This window comes from Streptomyces sp. NPDC107559 (genome assembly GCF_055657365.1).
In genome coordinates this window covers 103,625-127,040 of sequence record NZ_JBVKBD010000006.1, presented here as the reverse complement: position 1 = coordinate 127,040, position 23,416 = coordinate 103,625, and the positions used below count along the sequence as shown (strand labels likewise).

Genomic DNA, 23,416 nt, shown 5'->3' with positions numbered 1-23,416 from the left:
TGATTCTTCCGTCAGGCATTTGGGGCAGTTCATTCGGCTGTTTCCGGTATTTCACTATTAGTGTCACTCGCGTGGCTGTCGCGAAACTGAGCCTGCCGACCCTCACCACCATGGTCGTCGGATCCATGGTCGGGGCGGGCGTCTTCTCCCTCCCGAGCCGCTTCGCCGCGCACACGGGCGTGGCCGGCGCGCTGATCGCGTGGGCCGTCGCCGGCACCGGCATGCTGATGCTGGCGTTCGTCTTCCAGACGCTCGCGGTGCGCCGCCCGGATCTGGACGCCGGTGTGTACGCGTACGCCAAGGCGGGCTTCGGCGAGTACCTGGGCTTCTTCTCGGCGTTCGGCTACTGGGCCAGCGCCTGCGTCGGCAACGTGACGTACTGGGTGCTGATCATGTCGACGGCCGGTGCCGTCGTCCCCGCCCTCGGCCACGGCGACACGGTGCTCGCCGTGGCCCTGTCCTCGGTGGGCCTGTGGCTGTTCTTCCTGCTGATCAGACGAGGGGTGAAGGAGGCGGCGGCCGTCAACCGGATCGTCACCGTCGCCAAGGTCGTGCCGATCATCGTCTTCGTCCTGCTCGCGCTGTTCTACCTCGACCCAGAGATCTTCGCCGACAACTTCGCCGGGGCCGACTACGCCGGATCGCTCTTCCACCAGGTCAAGGGCACCATGCTGATCACGGTCTTCGTGTTCCTCGGGGTCGAGGGCGCCAGCGTCTACTCCCGGCACGCCCGCCGCCGCGAGGACGTCGGCCGTGCCACCGTGCTCGGCTTCCTGAGCGTCTTCGCGATCTTCGCGTCGGTGACGATCGTGTCGTACGGCCTGCTGCCGATGGGTGAGATCGACCGGCTCCGTCAGCCCTCCATGGCGGGCGTCCTGGAGTACGCCGTGGGCACCTGGGGCAAGGTCTTCATCAGCGTCGGGCTGATCGTGTCCGTCCTCGGGGCCTATCTCGCCTGGACCCTGATGGCCGCCGAGGTGCTGTTCGTGGCGGCCAAGGACGACGACATGCCGCGGTTCCTGAAAAGGTCCAGCGCGGCCGACGTGCCGGTGCCCGCGCTGGTGATGTCCACCCTGCTGAGCCAGGTCTTCCTGATCGTCACCCTGTTCTCGGACGACGCGTTCGACTTCGCGCTGGACCTCACCAGCGCGCTGACGCTGATCCCGTTCCTGCTGACCGCCGCCTTCGCGGTACGGGTCGCGCTCGCCAGGCGCCGGGACCGGGCGCGCGCCGCGGCGGCGAGCGGACCGGGCGCCCGCGACGGGACCGGGCCGCCGACCGCATCCGACGGCCGCGGTGACCGGGACCTGCTCGTCGCCGTGCTGGCCACCGTCTACACCGCGTTCCTCCTCTACGCGGCCGGCCCCCGGTTCCTGCTGTTCTCGTTCATCGTCTACGCCCCCGCCACCGCCCTGTTCGTGATGGCCCGCAGGGAGCAGGGCCGGCGGTTGTTCTCGGGCCGTGAACTCGTCGTCCTCGCCGTGTCGGTGGTCGGCGCGGTCGGCGGGATCGTCGCCCTGGCCCTCGGCTGGATCAGCCTGTGACCCCGGAAGGTGCACCATGACCGGTCAAGACACCCGCCCCGCGTACGGCGTCCACTCCGAGGTCGGAAAGCTGCGCAAGGTGCTCGTCTGCGCCCCCGGACTCGCCCACCGCAGGCTCACCCCCACCAACTCCGACGATCTGCTCTTCGACGACGTGATGTGGGTGGAGAACGCCCAGCGCGACCATGCGGACTTCGTCGACAGGATGCGCGAACGCGGTGTCGAGGTGGTGGAGCTGCACGACCTGCTCGCGCAGACCATGGCGATCCCCGAGGCCCGCGACTGGCTCCTCGACCGGAAGATCACCGCGAACGAGGTCGGGCTGGGCCTCATGGAGGGAACCCGCGCCTACCTGGAGACCCTCGACCCGTCCGGGCTCGCCACGTTCCTGGTCGGCGGCCTGGCCACCACCGATCTGCCGGAGGAGTACCGCACCGGCTACCTCGCCCTCGCGCGGGAGTCGACCGGGGTGCGCGAGTACCTGATGCCACCGCTGCCCAACACCCTCTACACCCGGGACACCACGTGCTGGCTGTACGGCGGTCTCACGCTCAACCCGCTGTACTGGCCGGCCCGGCACGGCGAGACCCTGCTGATGAAGGCGATCTACCTGTTCCATCCCGAGTACGTGGGGTCCACCGTCTGGTGGGGCGACCCCGAACGCGACTGGGGGCAGGCGACGTTCGAGGGCGGCGACATCATGCCGGTGGGCAACGGCGTCGTGCTGATGGGGATGAGCGAACGCACCTCGCGCCAGGCGGTGTCCCAGGTCGCCACGGCCCTGTTCGAACAGGGCGCCGCCGAGCGGGTGGTGGTCGCCGGTCTGCCGAGGCTGCGCTCCGCGATGCACCTCGACACCGTGTTCACCTTCGCCGACCGTGATCTGGTGACGCTGTATCCGGCCATCATGGAGGCCGTGCACACCTTCTCCCTGCGGCCGTCGGACAAGGTGTCCACCGGCATCGAGATCACGGACGAGGGCTCGACGCCCTTCGTGGACGTGGTCGCCGAGGCGCTCGGCCTGCCGGAGCTGCGGGTCGTGGAGACCGGCGGCGACGTGTACGCCTCCGAGCGGCAGCAGTGGGACAGCGGCAACAACGCGGTCGCCCTGGAACCGGGGGTGGTGTTCACGTACGACCGCAACACCCAGACCAACACGCTGCTGCGCAAGGCCGGTATCGAGGTGGTCACCATCGTCGGCGCCGAACTGGGGCGCGGCCGGGGCGGCGGTCACTGCATGACGTGCCCGATCGTGCGGGATCCGGTGGACTTCTGACACCGAACGCCGGGCACTGCCCGACCGGTCGGTATCCGTTTAATGTGCAATCAGTCCTGGTCATCGACCCCTTGTCGGACATCCAGGGTTTACGTGAGTCCGTCCTGTCGGCCGAACGGACTTGCTATGGTCTACCCGTTGGTAGCACGCCGAGCGGGGGACGCCGGGAGTGGGCGGCTGCGGTGCCGCGGTTTCCCGGGCAGGTCCTCGGTGCGCGCGATCCGGCAAGGGGGCCGGTTCGTCGGCGGATTCCGCGCACCAGCGGGACCTGAGTTTCGAACTCCAGTTCCCTTTCTCTTATATTCGGACAGGTGAAACTCGTCATATGGCTTCCCTGGTTGATGTCCTGACCACGCACGCCTCGCAACAGCCGGACCGCGTCGCCTACCGATACCTCGTCACCGGTGACTGTGACGGAGCATTAGAGGAGATCACCTACGCCCGGCTCGCCCGTCGCTCCCGGGCCGTCGCCGCCTGGCTCCAGGACCGCGGCCTGGCCGGGTCCCGCGCCCTGCTGCTCTACCCGCCCGGCCTGGAGTTCATCTCCGGATACCTGGGCTGCCTCTCGGCCGGTGTCATCGCTGTACCCGGCGTGCCCCCGCAGGGCCGGGCCCACAACCACCGTGCCCTGACCCGGATGCGACGGCTGATCGCCGACGCCGAACCCGCGGTCGTCCTCGGCGGGCGCGAAGTCGTCGCCGCACTCGACGAGATGATGCGTCACCTGCCCGAACTGAGCGACGTCACCCGGGTCGTCACCGAGGACATACCCGACGACGCGGCGGACGGCTGGCGCGCACCCGACCTCACCGCCGACTCGGTCGCCTTCCTCCAGTACACCTCCGGTTCCACCTCCGCCCCCAAGGGCGTGGTCGTGACCCACGGGAACCTGCTCGACAACGAACGGGTCATCACCGAACGGATGGGCCACACCCCGGAGACCATCGAGGAGTACGACGGTGAACTGGTCCTGAGCTGGCTGCCCACGTACCACGACATGGGCCTGATCGGACCGGTCCTGAACACCGTCCACCTCGGCCTGACCACCACGCTCTTCTCACCGCTGCACTTCCTCCAGCGGCCCGAGCGCTGGCTGACCGCGATCAGCCGGTTCCGCCCGCACACCAGCGGCGGCCCCAACTTCGCCTACGAGCTGTGCCTCAAGCACGCCACCCCCGAACTCGTCGACAGCCTCGACCTCAGCTCCTGGAAGGTCGCCTTCAACGGCGCCGAACCGGTCCGCGCCGCCACCCTGCGCCGCTTCACCGGCACGTTCGCCCCCGCGGGCTTCCGCCGCGAGGCCTTCTACCCGTGCTACGGCCTGGCCGAGGCCACCGTGATGGTCACCGGCGGCTCGGTGGACACCCCGCCGGTCCTGCTGGAGCCGGCCGACGCGGGAGCGCACACCGGTGCGGCGGACGCGGCCGCGATCGGGTGCGGACGGCCAGGACCCGGCGTCACCCTCGTCGTCGCCGACCCCGAGCAGGGCGTCGAACTCCCCGAGGGCGAGGTCGGTGAGATCTGGGTGAGCGGCGCGAGCGTCGCCAAGGGCTACTGGCGCAACGCCCTCGCCACCCGGCAGACCTTCCGCGCCGGCCTGGCCGGCCACGAGGGCCGCTTCCTGCGCACCGGCGACCTCGGATTCCTGCGCTCCGGCGAGCTGTTCGTCACCGGCCGGCTGAAGGACCTGATGGTCGTCGACGGGCGCAACCACTACCCGCAGGACCTGGAACTCGCCGCCGAGATGTGTCACCCCGCGCTGCGGCCCGGCTGCACCGCCGCGTTCTCCGTCGACGCCGGGGTGGAGGGCGAACTGCCGGTCCTGGTCGCCGAGGTGGACCCCGAGGCCGCCGGCGAGGCCGAGAAGATCACCGATCTGGTGCGCGCCGCGATCGGCGACGCCCACGGGCTGGCCGTGCACGACGTCGTCCTCGTCCACCCCGGCACCATACCCAAGACCTCCAGCGGCAAGATCCAGCGCCGCGCCTGCCGGGCCGCGTACCGCGACGGCGCCCTCTCGACGGTGGGTGCGTCCGCCACGGGATGACGCCGGGCGAGGGCACGTCCCTCCCCACGGGCGGTGCGAGGCCGCCGGCGGGACCGCGTCGGCGCCGACGGTACGACGACGATCGTGGGAGCCTTTGCCGCTGCCACGGATTCGACGCCGACGGCGGGGCGATGCGCCGGTCCCGACGGCAGGGCGCGCCCGCGGCGGGTACGCCTGGTCGTGCCCGCGGGGGTGCGTCCGTCACGGGCCCGCCCGCTCGTGCCGCCGGTCCGACTCCGGCGTCCCGCCCGGCATTTGGCGGGACCCGGCGGGACCCGGCGGGACCCGGCGGGACCCGGCAGGACACGGCTGCCCACGCCCGCCCCGCCGCCCGTCCGACTTCGCCCCGCCGCCCGTGCCTGCCCGCAGCCGCCGTACGGCCGTGCCCGGCAAGCACGGCATTCCGCCTGAACCCCAGCTCCTGAGGACACCTTTTCCCGATGCCTGCGAACGAGTCCCCGAAGCGGAACCCCGAGCCGTCCCCGACGACCGCCGAGGGCATACGGGCCTGGCTGGCGACGGCCGTCGCCGAGGCGGCCGGACTCGACCCGCTGACCGTCGACCCGCACCGGCCGATGGCCGAATTCGGTCTGGGTTCACGTCAGTTGGTCGCCCTGACCGTCGAGCTCGCGGAGTACGTCGGCCGGCCGCTGGAGCCGTCCTACCTGTTCAACCACCCCACCGTCGCGGCCCTGGCCGACGCGCTGCTCGACGACCCGGAGCCCGGGGGAGCCCAGCCGGCGGCGCCGGCGTCCGCGCGGCGGCCCGCACCGGCCCACGACGACATCGCCGTCGTCTCCATGGCCTGTCACTTCCCCGGCCGAGCCGACGACCCCGAGGCCCTGTGGCGGGTGCTGACCTCGGGCGAGGACGCCATCACCGAAGTGCCCGCGGGCCGTTGGGACACCCGGCAGCTCCTCGACCCGGACCCGGAGGCCGTCGGCCGGGCCTACACCCTGCGCGGCGGGTTCCTCGACTCCATCGACCGCTTCGACGCGTCCTTCTTCGGCATCTCCCCGCGCGAGGCCGCGGCCATGGACCCCCAGCAGCGGCTGCTCCTGCAGACCGGCTGGGAGGTGATCGAACGCGCCGGGATCCTGCCGGAGACCCTGAACGGCAGCAACACCGGCGTCTACGTCGGCCTCTACGACAGCGGCTACCTGTCCGCCGCGTCCCTCGGACAGCTCGACGGGCACGTGGGCACCGGCTCGGCGTCCAGCGTCGCCTCAGGGCGCCTGGCCTACACCCTCGGCCTCCAGGGCCCCGCCGTCACCGTCGACACCGCCTGCTCCTCCTCCCTCGTCGCCCTGCATCTCGCGTCCCGGGCGCTGGCGGGCGGCGAGTGCGACCTGGCCCTCGCGGGCGGCGCGAGCCTGCTGGTGACCCCACGCGGTCACGTCGAGTTCAGCAGACTGCGCGGCCTGTCGCCGTCCGGGCGGTGCCGGCCCTTCTCGGCCGACGCGGACGGCGTGGTGTGGGCCGAGGGCTGCGGCCTGGTGCTGCTCAAGCGGCTCGCGGACGCACACCGGGACGGCGACCGGGTGCTCGCCGTGATCCGGGGCTCCGCGATCAACCAGGACGGACGCAGTCAGGGGCTCAGCGCCCCGAGCGGTCTCGCCCAGGAACGGGTGCTGCGCGCCGCCCTCCACACCGCCGGGCTCCGTCCCGAGGACATCGACCATGTCGAGGCCCACGGCACCGGAACGCGGCTCGGCGACCCCGTCGAGGGCAACGCGCTGGCCGCGGTCTTCGGACCGGACCGCCCGCAGGACCGGCCGCTCGGCGTCGGCTCCCTGAAGTCCGTCATCGGCCACACCCAGGCCGCGGCCGGTATCGCCGGGGTCATCAAGACCGTACTGGCCCTCGGGCACCAGCGGATCCCGGGGTCCCCGCACGCCGGGACCCCGACCGAGCACGTCGACTGGGCGCGCGGCGGCCTGCGCCTGCACCAGGCCGGTGACGAGTGGCCGCGCCGCGCTGACCGGTTGCGGCGGGCCGGGGTCAGCGCGTTCGGCATCAGCGGGACGAACGCGCACGTGATCCTGGAGGAGGCACCCCGGCCGGCGCCCGCGGAGCCGCCGACGGAGGTGCCTGACACGGTGCCGACGGAGGTGCCCGGCGTGGTGCCGACGGAGGTGTCCGACGTGGTGCCGACGGAGGTGTCCGCGAAGGTGCCGACGGATGGGTCCGACGTGGCGCCGACGGATGTGCCCGCGGAGGTGTCCGACGTAGTGCCGACGGATGCGTCCGCCGCGGGGCCGACGGATGTGCCTGCGGAGGCGCTCGATGCGGTGTCCGCGGACCTTCTCTTCCCCCTCTCCGCGCGCACCCTTCCCGCCCTGCGTGGCCAGGCCGCCCGGCTCCTCGAAACCCTGGACGCCCGCCCCGGGCTGCCGTTGCCGACGGTGAGCGCCACGCTCGCCCACCACCGCACCCACTTCGAGCAACGCGCCGTCGTCCGCGCCGGTGACCGCGACGCGCTGCGGGCCGCGCTGCGCGCGCTGGCTGCCGAGGACGACCGGGGAGACCACGGCACCGAGGGCGGCCCGACCGTCGGGCCCCGGGAGAGCGGGCCGGCCGGCAAGCTGGCCTTCGTCTTCCCCGGGCAGGGTGCCCAGTGGACCGGCATGGCCCGGGACCTGCTGGCCCGGGACCCGGTGTTCGCGGACGAACTCGACCGCTGCGACGGCGCCCTGCGCCCGTTCACCGGGTGGTCCGTCGCGGCCGTCCTGCGCGGTGACGCGGGCGCTCCCGGCCTGGACCGCGTCGACGTCGTCCAGCCGGCGCTCTTCGCCGTGATGGTGTCGCTGGCCGCGGTGTGGCGGGCCCGCGGCATCCGCCCGGACGCCGTGATCGGGCACAGCCAGGGCGAGGTCGCCGCGGCCTGTGTCGCCGGGGCGCTCAGCCTCAACGACGCGGCGGCCGTGGTCGCGCTGCGCAGCCAGGCCCTGACCGGGCTGTCCGGCTCCGGGACCATGGCCGTCGTCGGCCTCCCGCACACCGAACTGGAGGACCGTCTCGCCGGACTCGACGGCCGTGTCTCGGTCGCCGCCGTCAACAGCGGCCGCTCCACCGTGGTCTCCGGTGCCGTCGAGGCCCTGGAGGCGCTGCTGGCCGACCTCGACCGGGAGCAAGTCTTCGTCCGCCGCCTCGACGTCGACTACGCGTCCCACAGCGCCGCGGTCGAGCCGGTCCGCGCGAGCGTCCTGGACGAACTCGACGGAGTCGTCACCACCCCGACCTCCGTCACCTGGTACTCCACGGTCACCGGCGAACCGGTCACCGGGGAACTCGAAGCCGACTACTGGTACACCAACCTGCGCGCGCCCGTCCGCTTCGGACCCACCGTGGCGCGCATGGCGGCAGACGGCTACCGCTGCTTCGTCGAACTCGGCCCGCACCCGGCCCTGTCGACCGCGCTGCGCACGGTCGGTGAGGAGGCGGGTCACGACCTGCTCGCCGTCGGCTCGCTGCGCCGGGACGAGGACGGGCCGGCCTGCCTGGACCTGGCGACGGCCGAACTTCACGTCCACGGAAGGCCGGTCGACTGGCGGCGGCTGGTGCCCGGCACCGGGCCGGCCGAACTGCCCACCTACGCCTGGGACCCGCAGCGGTACTGGATCGAGCCCGAGTCCGTCGCCGGCGGCGGTTCCGGGCTCCTCGACCGGGCCGCGCACCCGTTGCTGGGCATCCAGCTCCAGTCGGCCGACCAGACCCGCTGGACGTTCCGCAACGAGTGGTCCCCGGCCACCGCCGACTGGCTGCCCGACCACACGGTGTACGGCAGGACCGTGGTGTCCGGCACGACCCTGCTGGAGCTGTGCCGCGCGGCGCTCCACACGGCCCGCCCGGACCGTCCGGCCGACCTCGCCGACCTGCTCGTCGTCAGCCCGCTCACCCTGCCGTCCGCCGGTACCGTCGAGGTGTCCGTCGAGGTCGGCACGGAGGGACCGGTACCGGAGGTCACCGTCCACAGCCGTACCCGCGGCGCGGACGCCGCCGGATGGACCCTGCACGCGACCGCTACCGCGACCGCTAGCGCGACCGCTAACGCGACCGCTAACGCGACCGCTAACGCGACGGCGACCGTGGCGGATGGTTCGATCGGCGCGGCGGCGGACGGGCGGCCGCCCGTATGGCCGGAGGCCGCCGCACCCGCCTGGGGTCCGGACGCCTACGACCGGCTGGCCGGGCTGGGGCTGGGCTACGGTCCCGCCTTCCGGGGCGTCCGGGAGGCCGTCCCGACCGGCGACGGCGAGCTGCTGGCCCGGCTGTCGCTGCCCGCCGCGGCCCGGGACGTGAGCGACCCCTATCCCGTCCACCCCGCGCTGCTCGACGCGGCGCTGCACGTGGCCGCCGCGCTCGACCCGGCCGACGGCCGGGTGCTGCTGCCGGTCTCGGTGGGCCGTTGCGTGCTGCCGCCGGGTGACGGCGGGACCGAACTGACCGCCCGCGTACGACGGACCGGCGGCACGGCGGCCGACCGCACGCTGGAGGTGACCCTGTGGGACACCGACGGCTTCCCGGCCGGACGGCTGGAGAACGTACGACTGCGGGCGGTGGCGCCGGCCGACCTGGACCCGGCGTCCGAGCACGCCCGCCACCTGTACGAGGTGACGTGGACACAGGTGGACGCGACACCGGAACCGAAGACGGCCGAGCCGGGGACGGCAGCGCCCACGGCGCATCCGGACGCCGGTGGCTGGACCGTCCTCGGCGAGCCGTCGGACCCCATGGTCGAGGCGATGGCGCACGGCCTCGCCGCGGCGGGCTTCCCGATGGACGGGCCGGACGCCGACATCGTCGTACGGATCTGGCCGCACCCGGCGCGCGAGACGGAACCGGCGGTAGCAGCACAGGAGTTGGCCGCCGCCGCGCTCGCCGAACTGCACGCCCTGACGGCGCTCGCCCCCGACGAGGCGCCCGCCCGGACCGTCTGGGTCACGCGAGGCGCGGTCGCGGCCGCCGAGGGCGACCCCGTGACCGGGCTCGCCCAGTCCGTGCTGTGGGGCCTGGCCCGCAGCGCCCGCGCCGAGCACCCCGCCCTCGGGCTGACCCTGCTCGACCTCGACGATCTCTCAGCCGAGCGGCTGGGCGCCGCCCTCGCACACCCCGGCGAGCCCGAACTCGCCCTGCGCGAAGGGGTACTGCTCGCCCCACGGCTGGTGCGGGCCCGCGCGACGGAGCCGGCCGGCGGCCTGCCCGCCGACGGCACCGTGCTCGTCACCGGCGGGCTGGGCGCCGTCGGCCGCCACCTCGCCCGGCTGCTCGCCGAACAGGGCGTCCCCCGGCTGTTGTTGACCTCACGCCGGGGGCCGGACGATCCACGCGCCGCGGACGTCACGGCCGAACTCACCGCGCTCGGAGCCGAGGTCGGGGTGGTGGCCTGCGACGTCGCCGACGCGGACGCCCTCGCCGGCGTACTCGCCGGTGTCGGCGAGGAGCTGCCGCTGCGCGGAGTCGTGCACTGCGCGGGCGTCCTGGACGACGGCATCGTCGCCGAGCTGACCCCCGAACGGCTCGCCCGGGTCCTGCGCCCCAAGGTCGACGGCGCCGCCCACCTGCACCGGCTGACCGCCGGCCTGCCGCTCACGACGTTCCTGCTGGTCTCCTCGGCCGCCGGAGTCGTCGGCAACGCCGGGCAGGGCAACTACGCGGCGGCCAACGTCTTCCTGGACCAGCTCGCCCACCACCGGCGGGCGCTGGGCCTGCCCGCCACCTCCGTCTCCTACGGCGCCTGGTCCGGCGAGGGACTGGCCGCCGAACACGCCGACCTGGAGCGGATGGCCCGGTCGGGCCACCGCGCGCTCACCCCCGAACAGGGCCGCGGACTCACCGCGCTCGCCCTGCGGCGCGGCACCCCGCACCTCGTCGCCTTGGCGCTGGACCTGCCCCGGCTGCGCACCGGCACGGCGGCGGACGGGGCGCTGTGGCGGTCCCTGCTGCCCGCGCCGGCCACCGCCGGGCGGTCCGGGGGGCCGGCCGCGCGGCTGGCCCGGCTGCCCGAGACCGAACGGGCGGTCCGGGTCCTCGCCCTGGTCCGCGAGGAGGCCTCGCGCGCCCTCGGACTGCGCTCGGCCGAATCCGTCCGCCCCGACCAGCCGCTGCGCGAGCTCGGCATGGACTCGGTGACCGCCGTGGAGCTGCGCAACCGCATCGCCGGCCGTCTCGACGCCCGGCTCCCCGCCACCCTGCTCTTCGACCACCCCACCCCGGACCGTCTCACCGCGTACCTGCTCGCCGGTCCGCTCGCGACGCAGACCGGCGCCGCGCGCCGCACCGGGCCGGGCCGGGCGGCCACGACGGCGCCGGCCGGCGCCACGACGGCTCCGGGTGCCGACGAGCCGATCGCGGTGGTGGCCATGGCCTGCCGGCTGCCCGGCGGCGTCGGCGACCCGGAGGACCTCTGGCGGCTGGTCGCGGACGGCCGCGACGCCGTCGGTCCGTTCCCGGCCGGCCGGTGGGACGTGGCATCGCTGTACGACCCCGATCCGGACGCGGCGGGCAAGACCTATGCCCGCGAGGGGGGCTTCCTCGACGACATCGGCTCCTTCGACGCGGGGTTCTTCGGCATCACCCCGAAGGAGGCCGCCGCCATGGACCCGCAGCAGCGCCTGCTGCTGGAGACCGCGTGGGAGGCCCTGGAGCGGGCCGGGATCGTGCCCGCGGACCTGGCGGGCAGCACCACCGGTGTGTACGTCGGCATGTTCGGCAGCGACTACCTCTCCGGCTCCCGGCTCGACCAGCTAGACGGGTACGTCGGCACCGGGTCGGCGCTGAGCGTGGCCTCGGGCCGCCTCGCCTACGCGCTCGGGCTGCACGGCCCGGCGCTGACCGTGGACACCGCCTGCTCGTCGTCCCTGGTCGCCACCCACCTGGCGGCCCAGGCGCTGCGCTCGGGCGAGTGCGATCTCGCCCTCGCGGGCGGGGTGACGCTGATGGTGACCCCGCAGACCTTCGTCGAGTTCAGCCGGCTGCGCGGCCTGTCCACCACCGGCCGCTGCCGCTCCTTCTCCGACGACGCCGACGGCGCGATCTGGGCCGAGGGCGCCGGTCTGCTCGTACTGAAGCGGCTGACCGACGCCCGCCGGGACGGCGACGAGGTGCTCGCGGTGCTGCGCGGCACGGCCGTCAACCAGGACGGCCGCAGCCAGGGGCTGTCCGCGCCGAACGGACCCGCCCAGGAACGCGTGATCCGGCGGGCCCTGGAACTGTCCGGACTCGAACCCGCCGACATCGACCACGTGGAGGCGCACGGGACCGGCACCACACTGGGCGACCCGATCGAGGCGAACGCCCTCGCGGAGGTCTTCGGCGGCTCGCGGCCCGCGGACCGCCCGCTGTACCTGGGCTCGCTGAAGTCCAACATCGGCCACGCACAGGCGGCTTCCGGCGTCGCCGGACTCATCAAGGTGGTCCAGTCGCTGCGTCACGGCCGGCTGCCCGTCACGCTGCACGCGGACACCCCGAGCCGCCATGTCGACTGGGAGGGCAGCGGACTCGAGCTGCTCCGGCGGCCCGTGGACTGGCCCGCCACGACCGGCCGGCCGCGGCGCGCCGGTGTCAGCGCCTTCGGGATCAGCGGCACCAACGCACACGTCGTCGTCGAAGAGGCCCCGCCCCGGACCGAGTCCTCGTCCCGGCCCGAGCCTTCCTCCCGGCCCGAGCGCTCGTCCCGTTCCGAACCCGCCGCGGGCAAACGGCTGTTCGTGCTGTCCGGGCGGAGCGAGAGCGCACTGCGCGGGCAGGCGGCGCGGCTGGCCCGGCACCTCACCGACGACACCCGCCTGCCGGACGTCGCCCACACCCTCGCCCGGCACCGCGGCCACTTCGAGCGGCGCACGGCGATCGTGGCGGGCGACCGGGACGAACTCCGCGCCCATCTCGACGCGCTGGCCGCGGGCCGGGCGCCGCTCGCCGGGCCCCGCGAGGACCCGACCGGCAAGGTCGCCTTCGTCTTCGCCGGACACGGCGGCCAGTGGCCCGGCATGGCCGTGGACCTGCTGGCCGAGTCGGAGGCCTTCCGCGCCGAACTGACCCGGATCGACCGGGCGGTGCACCGCCGGGAGGGCTGGTCGGTGCTCAACGTGCTGCGGGCGCCGGAGGAGTTCTCCCCGCTCGACCGCACCGAGTACCTGCAACCGGTGCTCTTCGCGGTCAACGCCGCGCTTGCCGCCGCCTGGCGGGCGCTCGGCGTCGTCCCCGACGCCGTGTTCGGCCACAGCCTCGGCGAGATCGCCGCCGCCTACAGCGCGGGCGCCCTCACCCTGGACGACGCCGTGACCGTCGTGACCGGACGTGCCCGGACCGTCGTCCCGCTGGCCGGACGCGGCGGCATGCTCGCCGTGGACCTGCCGCCCGCCGAGGCCGAGGCCCTGCTCGCGCCCTACCCGGACCGGTTGTTCGTCGCCGCGGTCAACAGCGCCCGCGCCACCGCCGTCTCCGGGGACGGCGAAGCGCTGGCCGACCTGCGCCGCGACCTGGCCGAACGGGGGATCACCGTACGGCCGCTGTCGACGCCGTTCGCCTCGCACACCCCGCTGATGGACCCCCTGCGCGACGAGCTCCTCGACCGCCTGCGCGGCATCCGCGGCACGCACACCCACACCCCCCTCTACTCGACGGTGCTGGCCGAGCCGGTACCTGGCGACCGTCTCGACCCCGCGTACTGGCACGCCAACCTCGCCCGTCCCGTCCGTTTCGCGGACACCGTCCGGCGCCTGCTGGACGACGGCTACCGCTACTTCGTCGAACTGAGCCCGCACCCCTCCCTGCTGCCCGCCGTCGAGGCGGTCGCCGCCGAGGCCGGGATCGACGCGGTGGGCGTCGCCTCGCTCCGCCGCCAGCAGGACGGACACGCCGTACTGCTGCGCAGGGCCGGGGAGTTGTACAGCGCCGGACACACGCCCGACTGGTCCGCGCTGTTCCCGGACGGCGCCGGCCACCGGACCGACCTGCCCACGTACGCCTTCGCCCGCGAACGCCACTGGCTCGCCCCCGCACCCGCCACCACCGGCGGCTCGCCCCTGCTCGGCACCCATGTCGAGGTCGGCGACGAACCCGACCGGCACCTCTTCCAGACCGAACTCGACCTCAACGACAGCCGCTTCGCCTACCTGAGCGACCATCAGGTCGGGGGCGAGGTCTGGCTGCCCGGCGCCGCCCTGCTCGGCATGGCCCTGGAGGCCGCGGCCGGTCTCCAGGACGGTGACGGCGCCGAGGTCACGCTGGCCGACGTCACGTTCGTACAGCCGCTGCGCCTCGATGCGGACCGGCCGGTACGGCTGCAACTGCGGGTGCTGCCCGCCGAGAACGGCCTTCGGGAGTTCACCGTCCGCTCCGCACCCGCGGGTGAGCGGCGGGCGCGGTGGCAGCGGCACGCCGACGGCCGGATCGCCGTCGACGCCCTACCGGCCACGGCGGCCACCGCGGGGACACCCCTCGCCGAGCTGCGCGAACGCTGCACGGAACAGGTCGACACGGCGGCCCTCTACGCCCGCCTCGCCACCCTCGGCATCGACTACGGCCCGGCCTTCCGCGGCCTGGAGACCGGGCACCGCACCGCCACCGCCGGGCTCGGCCGGCTCACCGCCCGCCCGGCCGCCGGGCACCTGCTGCACCCGGCCGTCCTCGACGCCGCCTTCCACACGGCCGCCCTGCCGGGCGAGGCCCCGCAGGGCCGGGCGTTCGTGCCCGCCGGTCTCGGACGCCTGCGCCACACCGGACTGCGCACCGCGCCCGTCTGGGTGACCAGCGAACTGCGCGCCCACGCCGGCGACACGGCCGTCCTCGACCTGAACCTGTGGGACGCCGACGGGCAACTCCTGGCGGAGATACGGGACTTCCGGCTGGCGGCGCTCTCCCCGCTGGACGGCGCGCTGTTCGAGACCCGCTGGCGGCCGCGCCCGGCCGCCCAGGAGCCGCCCACCACCGGCAGGTGGCTGGTCCTCGCCGACGGCACGGGCACGGCCGACGACCTGGCCCGGCGGCTCGGCACGGCGGCGCCGCACGTGATCGCCCGCAGCGGACCGGCGTACCGGGCGGACGGGCCCGGCCGTTATGTGCTCGACCCGGCCGACCCCGGGCACCTGGCCCGGCTCCTCGACGAGGAGTTCGCGGACGCGCCGCCCGAGCGGGTGGTGCAGCTGTCCGCCCTCGACGCCCCCGCGATCGTCGACGAGCGTACGGCCGAGGAGGCGGCGCGCCTGTGCTGTCTGACCACCCTGCACCTGGTGCGCGCCCTCGCCGGCCGCCCGGGCGGCGGCCGCGCGCCCCGTCTGTTCATCGTGCTCCGTGGCACCCAACCGGTCCATTACAGCATGGAGGTGACGCACCCTCAGCAGTCGCTGGCCTGGGGATTCGGGCTCAGCGTGGCGCAGGAGCACCCGGAGCTGGCGACCACCCTCGTCGACCTGCCCGCCGACGGCGGCGCCGACGCCCTGTGGGCCCAGCTGTGGCACGCCGACGACGAACGCCTCGTCGCCCTGCGCGACGCGGGCCGGTTCGTACCGCGCCTGGCCCGCACCCGCCCCGACGGCCGGGGCGGCGACGGGATCGACCCGGAGGGCGTGTACCTCGTCACCGGCGGCCTCGGCGGGCTGGGCCGGGTCGTCGCCGAACGGCTCGTCGGCCTGGGCGCGCGTCGGCTGGCCCTGCTGAGCCGGGGCACGCCCGACGCGGACACCGCCCGCTGGATCGAGGGCATCGAGCGGCGGGGCGTCACCGTGCACCTCGCCCGCGCCGACGTCGCCGACCGCGCGGCTCTGACCGCCGCCCTGGATGCCGTACGACGTGACTGCGGACCCGTCGCCGGGATCGTGCACGCGGCCGGTGTCCTCGACGACGCCATCCTGGAGGGGCTGACCGACGCACGCGTCCGCGCCGTGCTCGCCCCCAAGGTGCTGGGCACGGCCCTGCTCACCGAACTGGTCCCCGAGGCGGGCGACACGGTCCTGTTCGCCTCGGTGGCCGGTCTCCTCGGCTCCGCCGGGCAGAGCCCGTACGCGGCGGCGAACGCCTTCCTGGACGCCTGGGCCCACCACCTGTCCCGCACCGGCCGGCGGGCGCTGAGCCTCGACTGGGGAGCCTGGTCCGGGGTCGGCATGGTCGCAGGGTCCCGCACCCGGGCCGCCGAGACGGGCCGGTCCGGTCTCGTCGCGTTCTCCCCGCAGGACGGCGGCGAGCTGTTCGAACGCCTCCTGGGCACGCCCCGGCGCCAGCTCGCCCCCGTCGCCCTCGACCGGGAGCTGCTGGCCCTCGACCCGGACGCGGTGCGCACCCGCCCGGCCCTGGCCGAGCTGATCACCGTACCGACGGGCACCGCTGCCACGGACGACCTGGTGAAGAAGGTGTTCGCGGCGACGAGCGACGACGACCGCGCAGCCTGGCTGGAGACCTACGTACGCGCCCGGGTGGCCGAGGTGTCCGGCGGCCTGGTGGACGCGGCCGCCGGGAGCGCGCTGAAGGAACTCGGGCTGGACTCCCTCATGCTGGTCCGGCTGCGCAACGCCTTCGCCCGCGAACTGGGCGTCGAGCTGCCCGCCGCCGACCTGTTCGCCGCGCCCGACATCCGCGGCGTCGCCCGCGCCCTCGCCGACGGCCTGCCCGACCCCGCCGACCGCGCCGACCTCCCCGGGCCGGCCACGCCGGACCGGCCCGCCGAGGTGCCCGAGAGCGAGCTGCGGCCCGCGACCCGGGACGTCGTACGCCTGCTGCGCAGCGCCCGGCCCGGCATGCCCGACGCGGCCCATGCGGTCGGACTCGCCGTCCGGCTCACCGCACCGACCACCGAACAGGCCCTCGACGGCATCCTCACCCGGCTCGTCGCCCGGCACGCGGCCCTGCGCACGGCGGTCGTCACCGCCACCGAGGGCGGACGCGCGCTGCGCGTGGACCGCGCACCGGACCGGCCGCTGCTGCGGTGGAGCGCGAGCGACGGCGCCCACGACGCCGCCGACCGGCTGCGCGCCCTGCTGGAGCCGTCGTTCGACCTGACCGGCACCCCGCTGTGGCGGTTCGAGCTGCTCGACGGCGGCGCGGCGGGCCAGACCCTGCTGTTCGGCGCCCACCACGCGGTGAGCGACCTCCAGTCCCTGCTGCTCGTCGCCGCCGAGATCGACGCCGAACTGTGCGGCACCGTGCTCGACGGCACCGTGACGAACCGGGACATCGACCTGCTGGTCGAGGCCCAGCAGCCGGGCGGCGAGGGGACCGGCGCGGACTGGCTGCGGGCCTTCCACGGCAGTGAGCGCCTCGACCTCGCCCACCCCGAACCGCGCCCGCGGACCCGGTCCTACCGGGCCGGCAGCGTCACCCTCGCCCTTCCGGACGGCCTGCTGGAACGCGTCACGGCCGCCGCGAGCGGCCTCGCCGTCACCCCCGCGGCCTTCTGCCTGGGCGTCCTGACCGTGCTGCTGGCGAGGAAGCGGCGACGCGAACGCTTCGTGCTCGCCGTGCCCGTGGACACCCGCATCCACGCCGACGCGTACGACGCGGTGGGCTTCTACGGCATCCCCGTGCCGTTCCCGGCCGAGGCCCGTGCGGCCGACACGGTCGAGGAGGTGCTGCGCCGCACCGACGGGCGGCTCCAGCGGATCCTGGCCAAGGGCGCCGTGTTCTCCGACGTGCTGCCCACCCTCGCCCGGCAGGGCCTGTACCGGCCCGACGCCCCGCTGGTCGAGGTGTACTTCAACTACGTACGCTCCACCGGCCGCCTCGGCGGGCTGGAGGTGCTGCCGGCCGGGACGGGCTACTCGGACCTCGACCTGATGGTCACCATGATCCCGGACGCGGGCCGCGTCCGGCTCGACCACAACCTCGACCTCCTCGACGCGGACGCCGCCACCGGGCTGGGGGAGGAGTTCCTCGGGCTGCTGGCTCGGACGGCGGAGCATCCGGGGACGAGGGTCCGTACGGATGCCGCCCCGTCCGGCGCCGGGTCCGCCGCCGTCCCCGTCCCCGATGCCGCGCCTGCCGCCGTCCCCGTCGCCGCGCCCGGTGACGCCGCCGCGGGGGCGGTCCGCGGGGAGCCCGTGACGCGCGGGTCACTGGCGCTCGCCGCCACGTTCGCCCTGGGCCATCTGCCGCCGCTGTGCGCGGCCGCCCTCGACGACGGTGACCTCACGGTCGCGGAAGCCCCGTACCACCAGGTTCTCGCGAGCATCCAGGACCCCTCCGGCGTCTTCGCCGATCCCGCCGCCGCGGTGGGCGTGGTGCTGCTGCGGGCGGCCGACCTGGAACGCTTCGGCCCGGTGGACGACGCCGTGCTCGCCGAACTGCGCACCGCCTACCCGGCCGCGCTGCGCGCCCTGGCCGAGCGGACCCGCAAGCCGCTGATCGTCGGCTTCCTGCCGACGGCCGGCGCGGCGGATCGATTCCTCCGCTGGGAGCACGAGACGGCCGCCGCGCTCGCCGAGCTGCCCGGCATCGCGGTGCTCGGCCCCGACGAGTGGACCCGGTACCACCCCGTCGACGAACCGTTCGACGAGCGGACCGAGCGGCTGGCCCACCTGCCCTTCACCCCGCCCTTCCAGGCGGCCGTGGCCCTGCGCCTGGCCGAGGTGGTACGAGCGGTGCGGCGCCCCGCGCCGAAGGTGATCGCCGTCGACGGCGACGAGACCCTGTGGGGCGGAGTGGCCGGCGAGAGCGGCCCCGACGCCGTGGACGTGACCGGGCCGCGTGCCCTGCTGGCCCGCAGGCTGCTCCAGTGGCGGGAGGCCGGCGCGCTGCTCGTCCTGGTCAGCAACAACGACGAAGCCACGGTCCGGGCGGTCCTGGACCGCCCGGACAGCCTGCTAGGGGCGGAGCACTTCAGCGTGCTCTCCGCCGCCTGGGACCCCAAGCCGGACCGGCTGGCGCAGGCGGCCCGCACCCTCGGCCTGGGCGTGGACAGCTTCCTGTTCCTCGACGACAACCCCGCCGAAATCGCCAGGATGCGGGCCCAGTTGCCCCAGGTGCTCTCGGTGACCTGTCCGGCCGCGGCCGAACTGGACGCCTTCCTGGGCAGGTTGTGGCCGATGGTCCCGGCCGCCGCGACCGCCGAGGACACGCTGCGGGCCCGCTTCTACGAGCAGGAGCGGGAACGGGACGCCGCCCGCGCGGAGGGTGGGTTCGAGGAGTTCCTGGCCCGGCTGGAACTCCGGGTCGACATCCGGGAGCTGGCCGGGGAGGACGTACGGCGCGCGGAGCAACTGGTCCGCCGCACCAACCAGTTCACGCTTCGAGCCCGGTCGGCGGACGGCGGCGACCTGGCCCGCTGGCGGCAGCGCGGCGAGGTGTGGACGGCCGCGGCCCGGGACCGGTTCGGCGACTACGGCCAGATCGGGCTGATCGCCGTCCGGGCCGAGGGGGACCGGCTCGACGTGCTCGCCTGGATGCTGAGCTGCCGGGCGCTCGGCCGCGGGGTCGAGGAGCACCTGCTGCGCTGGCTGGCCGACCGCGCCGACGTCCTGGGCTGTACGAAGGTCAGGCTGACGGCCGAGCGCACCGAGCGCAACGCACCGGCCCGCCGGGTGGTCGCCGCGCTGGGCGGCGGCCGGCCGGACGACGAGCGGCTGGAGGCCGTGACCACGCCGGACCACCTGCGCGCCTTCCGCTCCTGGAGCCGACGGTGAGCGCGGGGGAGCGGGCATGACGGAAAGGACCGTGCGCAACGTGAAGGGCTCTCATGCGTGACGTGAACAACGAGGACACCAGGGACACCGGGGACACCGGGGACACCGGGCGGCCGTGGTCGGTCGCCGAGTCGATCGAACGGGGTGGCGGCGGGCTCGGCGTGACCGAACTGCTGGCCAAGGTGGCGGCCGGCGAGGCCGCGGCACAGCCCTCCGACGGCTCGGAACAGGGTCCCGACCCGACCCGGCCTCCGGCTTCGGCGGCCGCCTCGGCTCCGGTGTCGGTTTCGGCTCCGGTGCCGGCCTCGGGTCGGGCTTCGGACGCGGTGGTCCCGGATCAGGACGCCGTCCCGGCTCCGGACGTGGACGACGTGGCGGCCGTCATCGCCGCCGTGGCGGGCCGTCATCTGCCCGAGGGGTCTCTCGCACCCGACGCCGACTTCTTCGACGCCGGGGGCACGTCCGTGCACGCCGTGGAGTTCGTCGCGGAACTGGAGCGCGACCTCGGCGTCGAGCTGGACCTCGACGAGGTGTTCGCCGACGCCCGGCCGATCAGCCTGGCCCGGCACTGGGTGGCGGCGGGCGGCACGGCGGCCGCGCTTGTGAACCTCGCGGCCCGCCCGCAGGGAGCCTCGGGAGCCCTCGGGGCTCCCACGGCTCCCGCGGCCGACGTCCGGGCTCCCGCAGCCGATGTCCGGGCTCCCGCAGCCCATCCGGCCCCCGCCGCCGACGTCCGGACCCCCGCCGCCCAGGCCCAGGCCCCGGCCCCCGCCGCCCGCGTGTCGGTTCCTGCCCCGTCGTCCGCCGTCGTCTCTTCGCCCGCCGTCCCCCACACCAGGGCCCGGCGCGAGGATCTGGACCAGATCCTGGCCGACCTCGCGCTGGCCGACCGGCTGCCGTTCACCGACGTGCCCGAGCCGCTGCCGCCGCGCCGGATCCTGCTGACCGGGGCCACCGGCTTCCTCGGCAGCCACATGCTGCTGGACCTGCTGCGGCACAGCGACGCGCACGTCCACTGCCTGGTCCGCGCACCCGACGAGGAGGCGGCCGTCGAGCGGCTCGCGGCACAGCTGCGCGGCTACCGGCTGCCCTGGTCGGCGGAGGTGCGGCGGCGGATCACCGTGCTGCCCGGCGACATACGCCGTCCGCGGCTGGGCCTGTCCGAGGAGCTGTGGCACACCCTCGCCCACGAGCTGGACTCCGTCGTCGGTGTGGCGGCGGCCGTGGACTTCCTGCGCGGCTACCCGTCGCTGCGCGGCAGCAACGTGCTCGGCGCGCTGACCCTGGCCGAACTGGCCGCCACCGGCAGGCCCAAGCCGCTGCACCACATCTCCTCCATCGCCGTCTTCAACGAGGTCGGTATCACCTCCATGGGCGAGGACGACCCGCTCGCCCACGTGGACCGCCTGGTCGCGGGATACGACCAGTCCAAGTGGGCCGCCGAGGTCGCGCTGCGCCGCGCCCGCGACCACGGCCTGGTGGTCTCGGCCCTGCGCCCCGGCGGCATCGGCGGCCACACCCGCACCGGCGCCCACAACCCGCAGGACCTCAGCAGCGGCCTGATCTCGGCCTTCGGCCGCTTCCGCACGGTCCCCGCCTTCCGCTGCCTGAACGCGGCGCCGGTGGACTGGGTCAGCCGGGTCGCGGTCGCCGTCGTCTGCGAGCCGGACGCCTGGGGCTTCGACTACAACCTCACCGGCGTGCCCAACACCCTCGACGACGTCGTACGCGACATGGCGCTCGGCGGGATGCATGTGCGCGTACAGGACTGGGACGAGTGGCGCACCGACGCCCTGGCCCGCCTCGAAGCCGACCCCGTCCCCGAACTCGGCTTCCTGAACCGTGTGTTGCGCAGTCCCGCCGCCCTCAGGCTGTGCGAGGCGACCCTCCAGGGCCCGGCCGCGACCGGCGACCGTACCGCCGCGCTCGTCGAGGCGCTGGACCTGCCGCGCGCCGTCCGCTACGACGCACGGGCGCAGGCGAGGACGTTCGAGCGCCTCGCCGCGGACGGCCTGGCCCGCCTCCCGCAGAAGGACGACCCGCCCTACCTGTGGTTCACCGAGACCACCCGGGGCGAGGTACGCCCGGCCGACGGCGCGGGCGACGACCGCCGCGGCGCCGTCGGCGACGAGGGCCGGGGCGCCGAGACCGCCGCCGCGACCCCCTGCTCCATGGCACTCACCCTCTCCATCGCCGGAATGCACCAGCTGGTCGGGGAGCGCCGTGTGGACGTCACCGGCGAGGTCCGGTGCCCGGCCGTGCACCCCGAGCCGCTGACCGTGGAGCGCGGCGACGTCTGGGTCCGGCCGGAGGAGGGCATCCCGCACCACCACGGGCTGCGCCACCCACTCCTGCGCTACCGGCTGCGGCTGCGCGACGCCGACGGCGGAACGTGGTGGCTGGAGGGCCACAAGTACGCGCGGGCCCGCCGCGACCTGTGGCGGCAGACCCGTGCGCTGAGCGTCGAGATCGGCCGCGAGGGCGGACCGGCCGTGCTGGCGGGCGAGGTCGTCGTGCCCGCCGACTCCTACGTCCGCGACCAGATCGACGGCATCCGGGTCGCCCCGCACCTCACCGAGCAGGAGGGGCGGGCCGCCAAGCTGACCTGGCTCGCCTGGTTCGGCCGGGAGATGGGCCGCGGGCTGCTCGGCCCGTTCGCCAGGGCCGCCGCGGAACTGCTCGACCTGCGCCGTACCCCGACCCCCAGGGAGCAGTACCGATGATCTTCAGAACCGCCACCACCGGCACCAGGCCCGCGCTGCGCCGGGTCCGCACCACCGTCGCACCGCGCCCCCTGCGCCACCGCCTGGGCCCGGCGGCCGTCGAGGAGATCCCCTTCCGGGCGTCCGACGGCGTCCGGCTGGGCCTGACCCGCGTCGGGACCGGGGACACCGGCCGCCCCGCCGTGCTGCTCCTGCACGGGCACACCGCGTCCGCCGACATGTTCCTCCAGCCCGAGACCCGCAACCTGGTCGACGTGCTGCTCGACGAGGGCTACGAGCCGTGGCTGCTGGACTGGCGGGGCAGTTGCCGGCTGCCGTACAACGAGACCGGGCAGCGCTACACCTACGACGACGTCGCCCTGTACGACATCCCCGAGGCCGTCTCGTACATCCGCGGCCGGATCGGGGACCGTCCGCTGTTCGTCGTCGCCCACTGCATCGGCTCCCTCGCCCTGTCGCTGAGCATGAGCGCGGGCCTGGTGCCGGGCCTGGCCGGGGTGGTCTCCCAGGGTGTCTTCCTGACACCGAAGCTCGCGGGCCGCACCTCCCTGCGGATGACGGTGGCCGGGGAGCTCCTCAAGGGCCGGATCGACCACATCCCCGTCGACTTCCGCAAGGTCGGCCTCCGCTCGAAGTACACCCCGCTGTTCGCGCTGGCCTCGCGCCGGGCGAGCTGCCCCGACCCGACCTGCCAGATGCTGCACAACTCGGCGTGGGGCACGGGCGCGTCCCTCTTCGTGCACGGGAACCTGTCGCAGGCCACCCACGACCGGCTGGCCGACCTGTTCGGTCCCGCGCCGCTGTGGATCCTGCCCCATCTGCGACGGATCGAGCTGGCCCGCAGCGTGGTCCGCTGGCACGACACCGACCACCGCTACCGGGCGCTGCCGCGCAACGCGCTGGACGCGGCCGGCCGTATCGACACCCCGGTGCTGCTGCTGGCGGGCAGCGAGAACGGGCTGTGGCTCGACTCGCAGAAGCTGTGCCACGACGTACTCGCCCGCAGGCAGCCGCAGTTGGACGTGACGTACACCGAGATCCCCGGCTACGGACATCTGGACCCGTTCCTGGGCCGGGGCGCGGCGCTCGACGTGTTCGGTCACATCCTCGAATTCCTCGGCGAACGCCGGTGACGGAACGGGTGGCGGCCGGTTACCGTACCGGTCAGTAACCGGTCGGTGGCCGGTCCGGCCGGACCGCACTCCAGGAGGCAC

The 23,416-nt window shown here is 74.7% G+C and carries 6 protein-coding genes; all 6 read left to right on the top strand.

What is annotated here, in order from left to right:
- Positions 1 to 71: 71 nt before the first annotated feature.
- The 6 genes from ACZ7OY_RS19825 (at position 72) to ACZ7OY_RS19800 (ending at position 23,335) form a co-directional block, all read left to right on the top strand.
- The gene (locus ACZ7OY_RS19825) at positions 72 to 1,544 is read left to right on the top strand and encodes a basic amino acid/polyamine antiporter (RefSeq protein WP_471912543.1); all 1,473 of its coding nucleotides are present in this window, start codon (positions 72 to 74) and stop codon (positions 1,542 to 1,544) included.
- 16 nt (positions 1,545 to 1,560) lie between these two features.
- Positions 1,561 to 2,820: an arginine deiminase gene (locus ACZ7OY_RS19820; protein WP_471912542.1), complete on the top strand. Its 1,260-nt coding sequence runs from the start codon at positions 1,561 to 1,563 to the stop codon at positions 2,818 to 2,820.
- A 325-nt stretch (positions 2,821 to 3,145) separates the two neighbouring features.
- Positions 3,146 to 4,867 (top strand): fatty acyl-AMP ligase, encoded by a 1,722-nt coding sequence (locus tag ACZ7OY_RS19815; protein WP_471912541.1) that lies wholly within the window; start codon positions 3,146 to 3,148, stop codon positions 4,865 to 4,867.
- Positions 4,868 to 5,307: 440 nt separating this feature from the next.
- Complete coding sequence (locus ACZ7OY_RS19810; protein WP_471912540.1) at positions 5,308 to 19,479, top strand: SDR family NAD(P)-dependent oxidoreductase; 14,172 nt, start codon at positions 5,308 to 5,310, stop codon at positions 19,477 to 19,479.
- Between the two features lie 53 nt (positions 19,480 to 19,532).
- Positions 19,533 to 22,202, top strand: a complete 2,670-nt coding sequence (locus tag ACZ7OY_RS19805; RefSeq protein WP_471912539.1) for a thioester reductase domain-containing protein — start codon at positions 19,533 to 19,535, stop codon at positions 22,200 to 22,202.
- A complete protein-coding gene (locus tag ACZ7OY_RS19800; protein ID WP_471912538.1) occupies positions 22,199 to 23,335 on the top strand; it encodes an alpha/beta hydrolase in 1,137 nt (378 codons plus the stop codon). The genes ACZ7OY_RS19805 and ACZ7OY_RS19800 overlap by 4 nt, the downstream gene beginning before the upstream one ends.
- Positions 23,336 to 23,416: the final 81 nt, after the last annotated feature.

What these genes read in the sequence shown, in the direction of transcription:
- ACZ7OY_RS19820 (WP_471912542.1), top strand. Translation starts at nt 1,561, where the DNA reads ATGACCGGTCAAGACACCCGCCCCGCGTACGGCGTCCACTCCGAGGTC.
- ACZ7OY_RS19815 (WP_471912541.1), top strand. Translation starts at nt 3,146, where the DNA reads ATGGCTTCCCTGGTTGATGTCCTGACCACGCACGCCTCGCAACAGCCG.
- ACZ7OY_RS19810 (WP_471912540.1), top strand. Translation starts at nt 5,308, where the DNA reads ATGCCTGCGAACGAGTCCCCGAAGCGGAACCCCGAGCCGTCCCCGACG.
- ACZ7OY_RS19805 (WP_471912539.1), top strand. Translation starts at nt 19,533, where the DNA reads ATGCGTGACGTGAACAACGAGGACACCAGGGACACCGGGGACACCGGG.
- ACZ7OY_RS19800 (WP_471912538.1), top strand. Translation starts at nt 22,199, where the DNA reads ATGATCTTCAGAACCGCCACCACCGGCACCAGGCCCGCGCTGCGCCGG.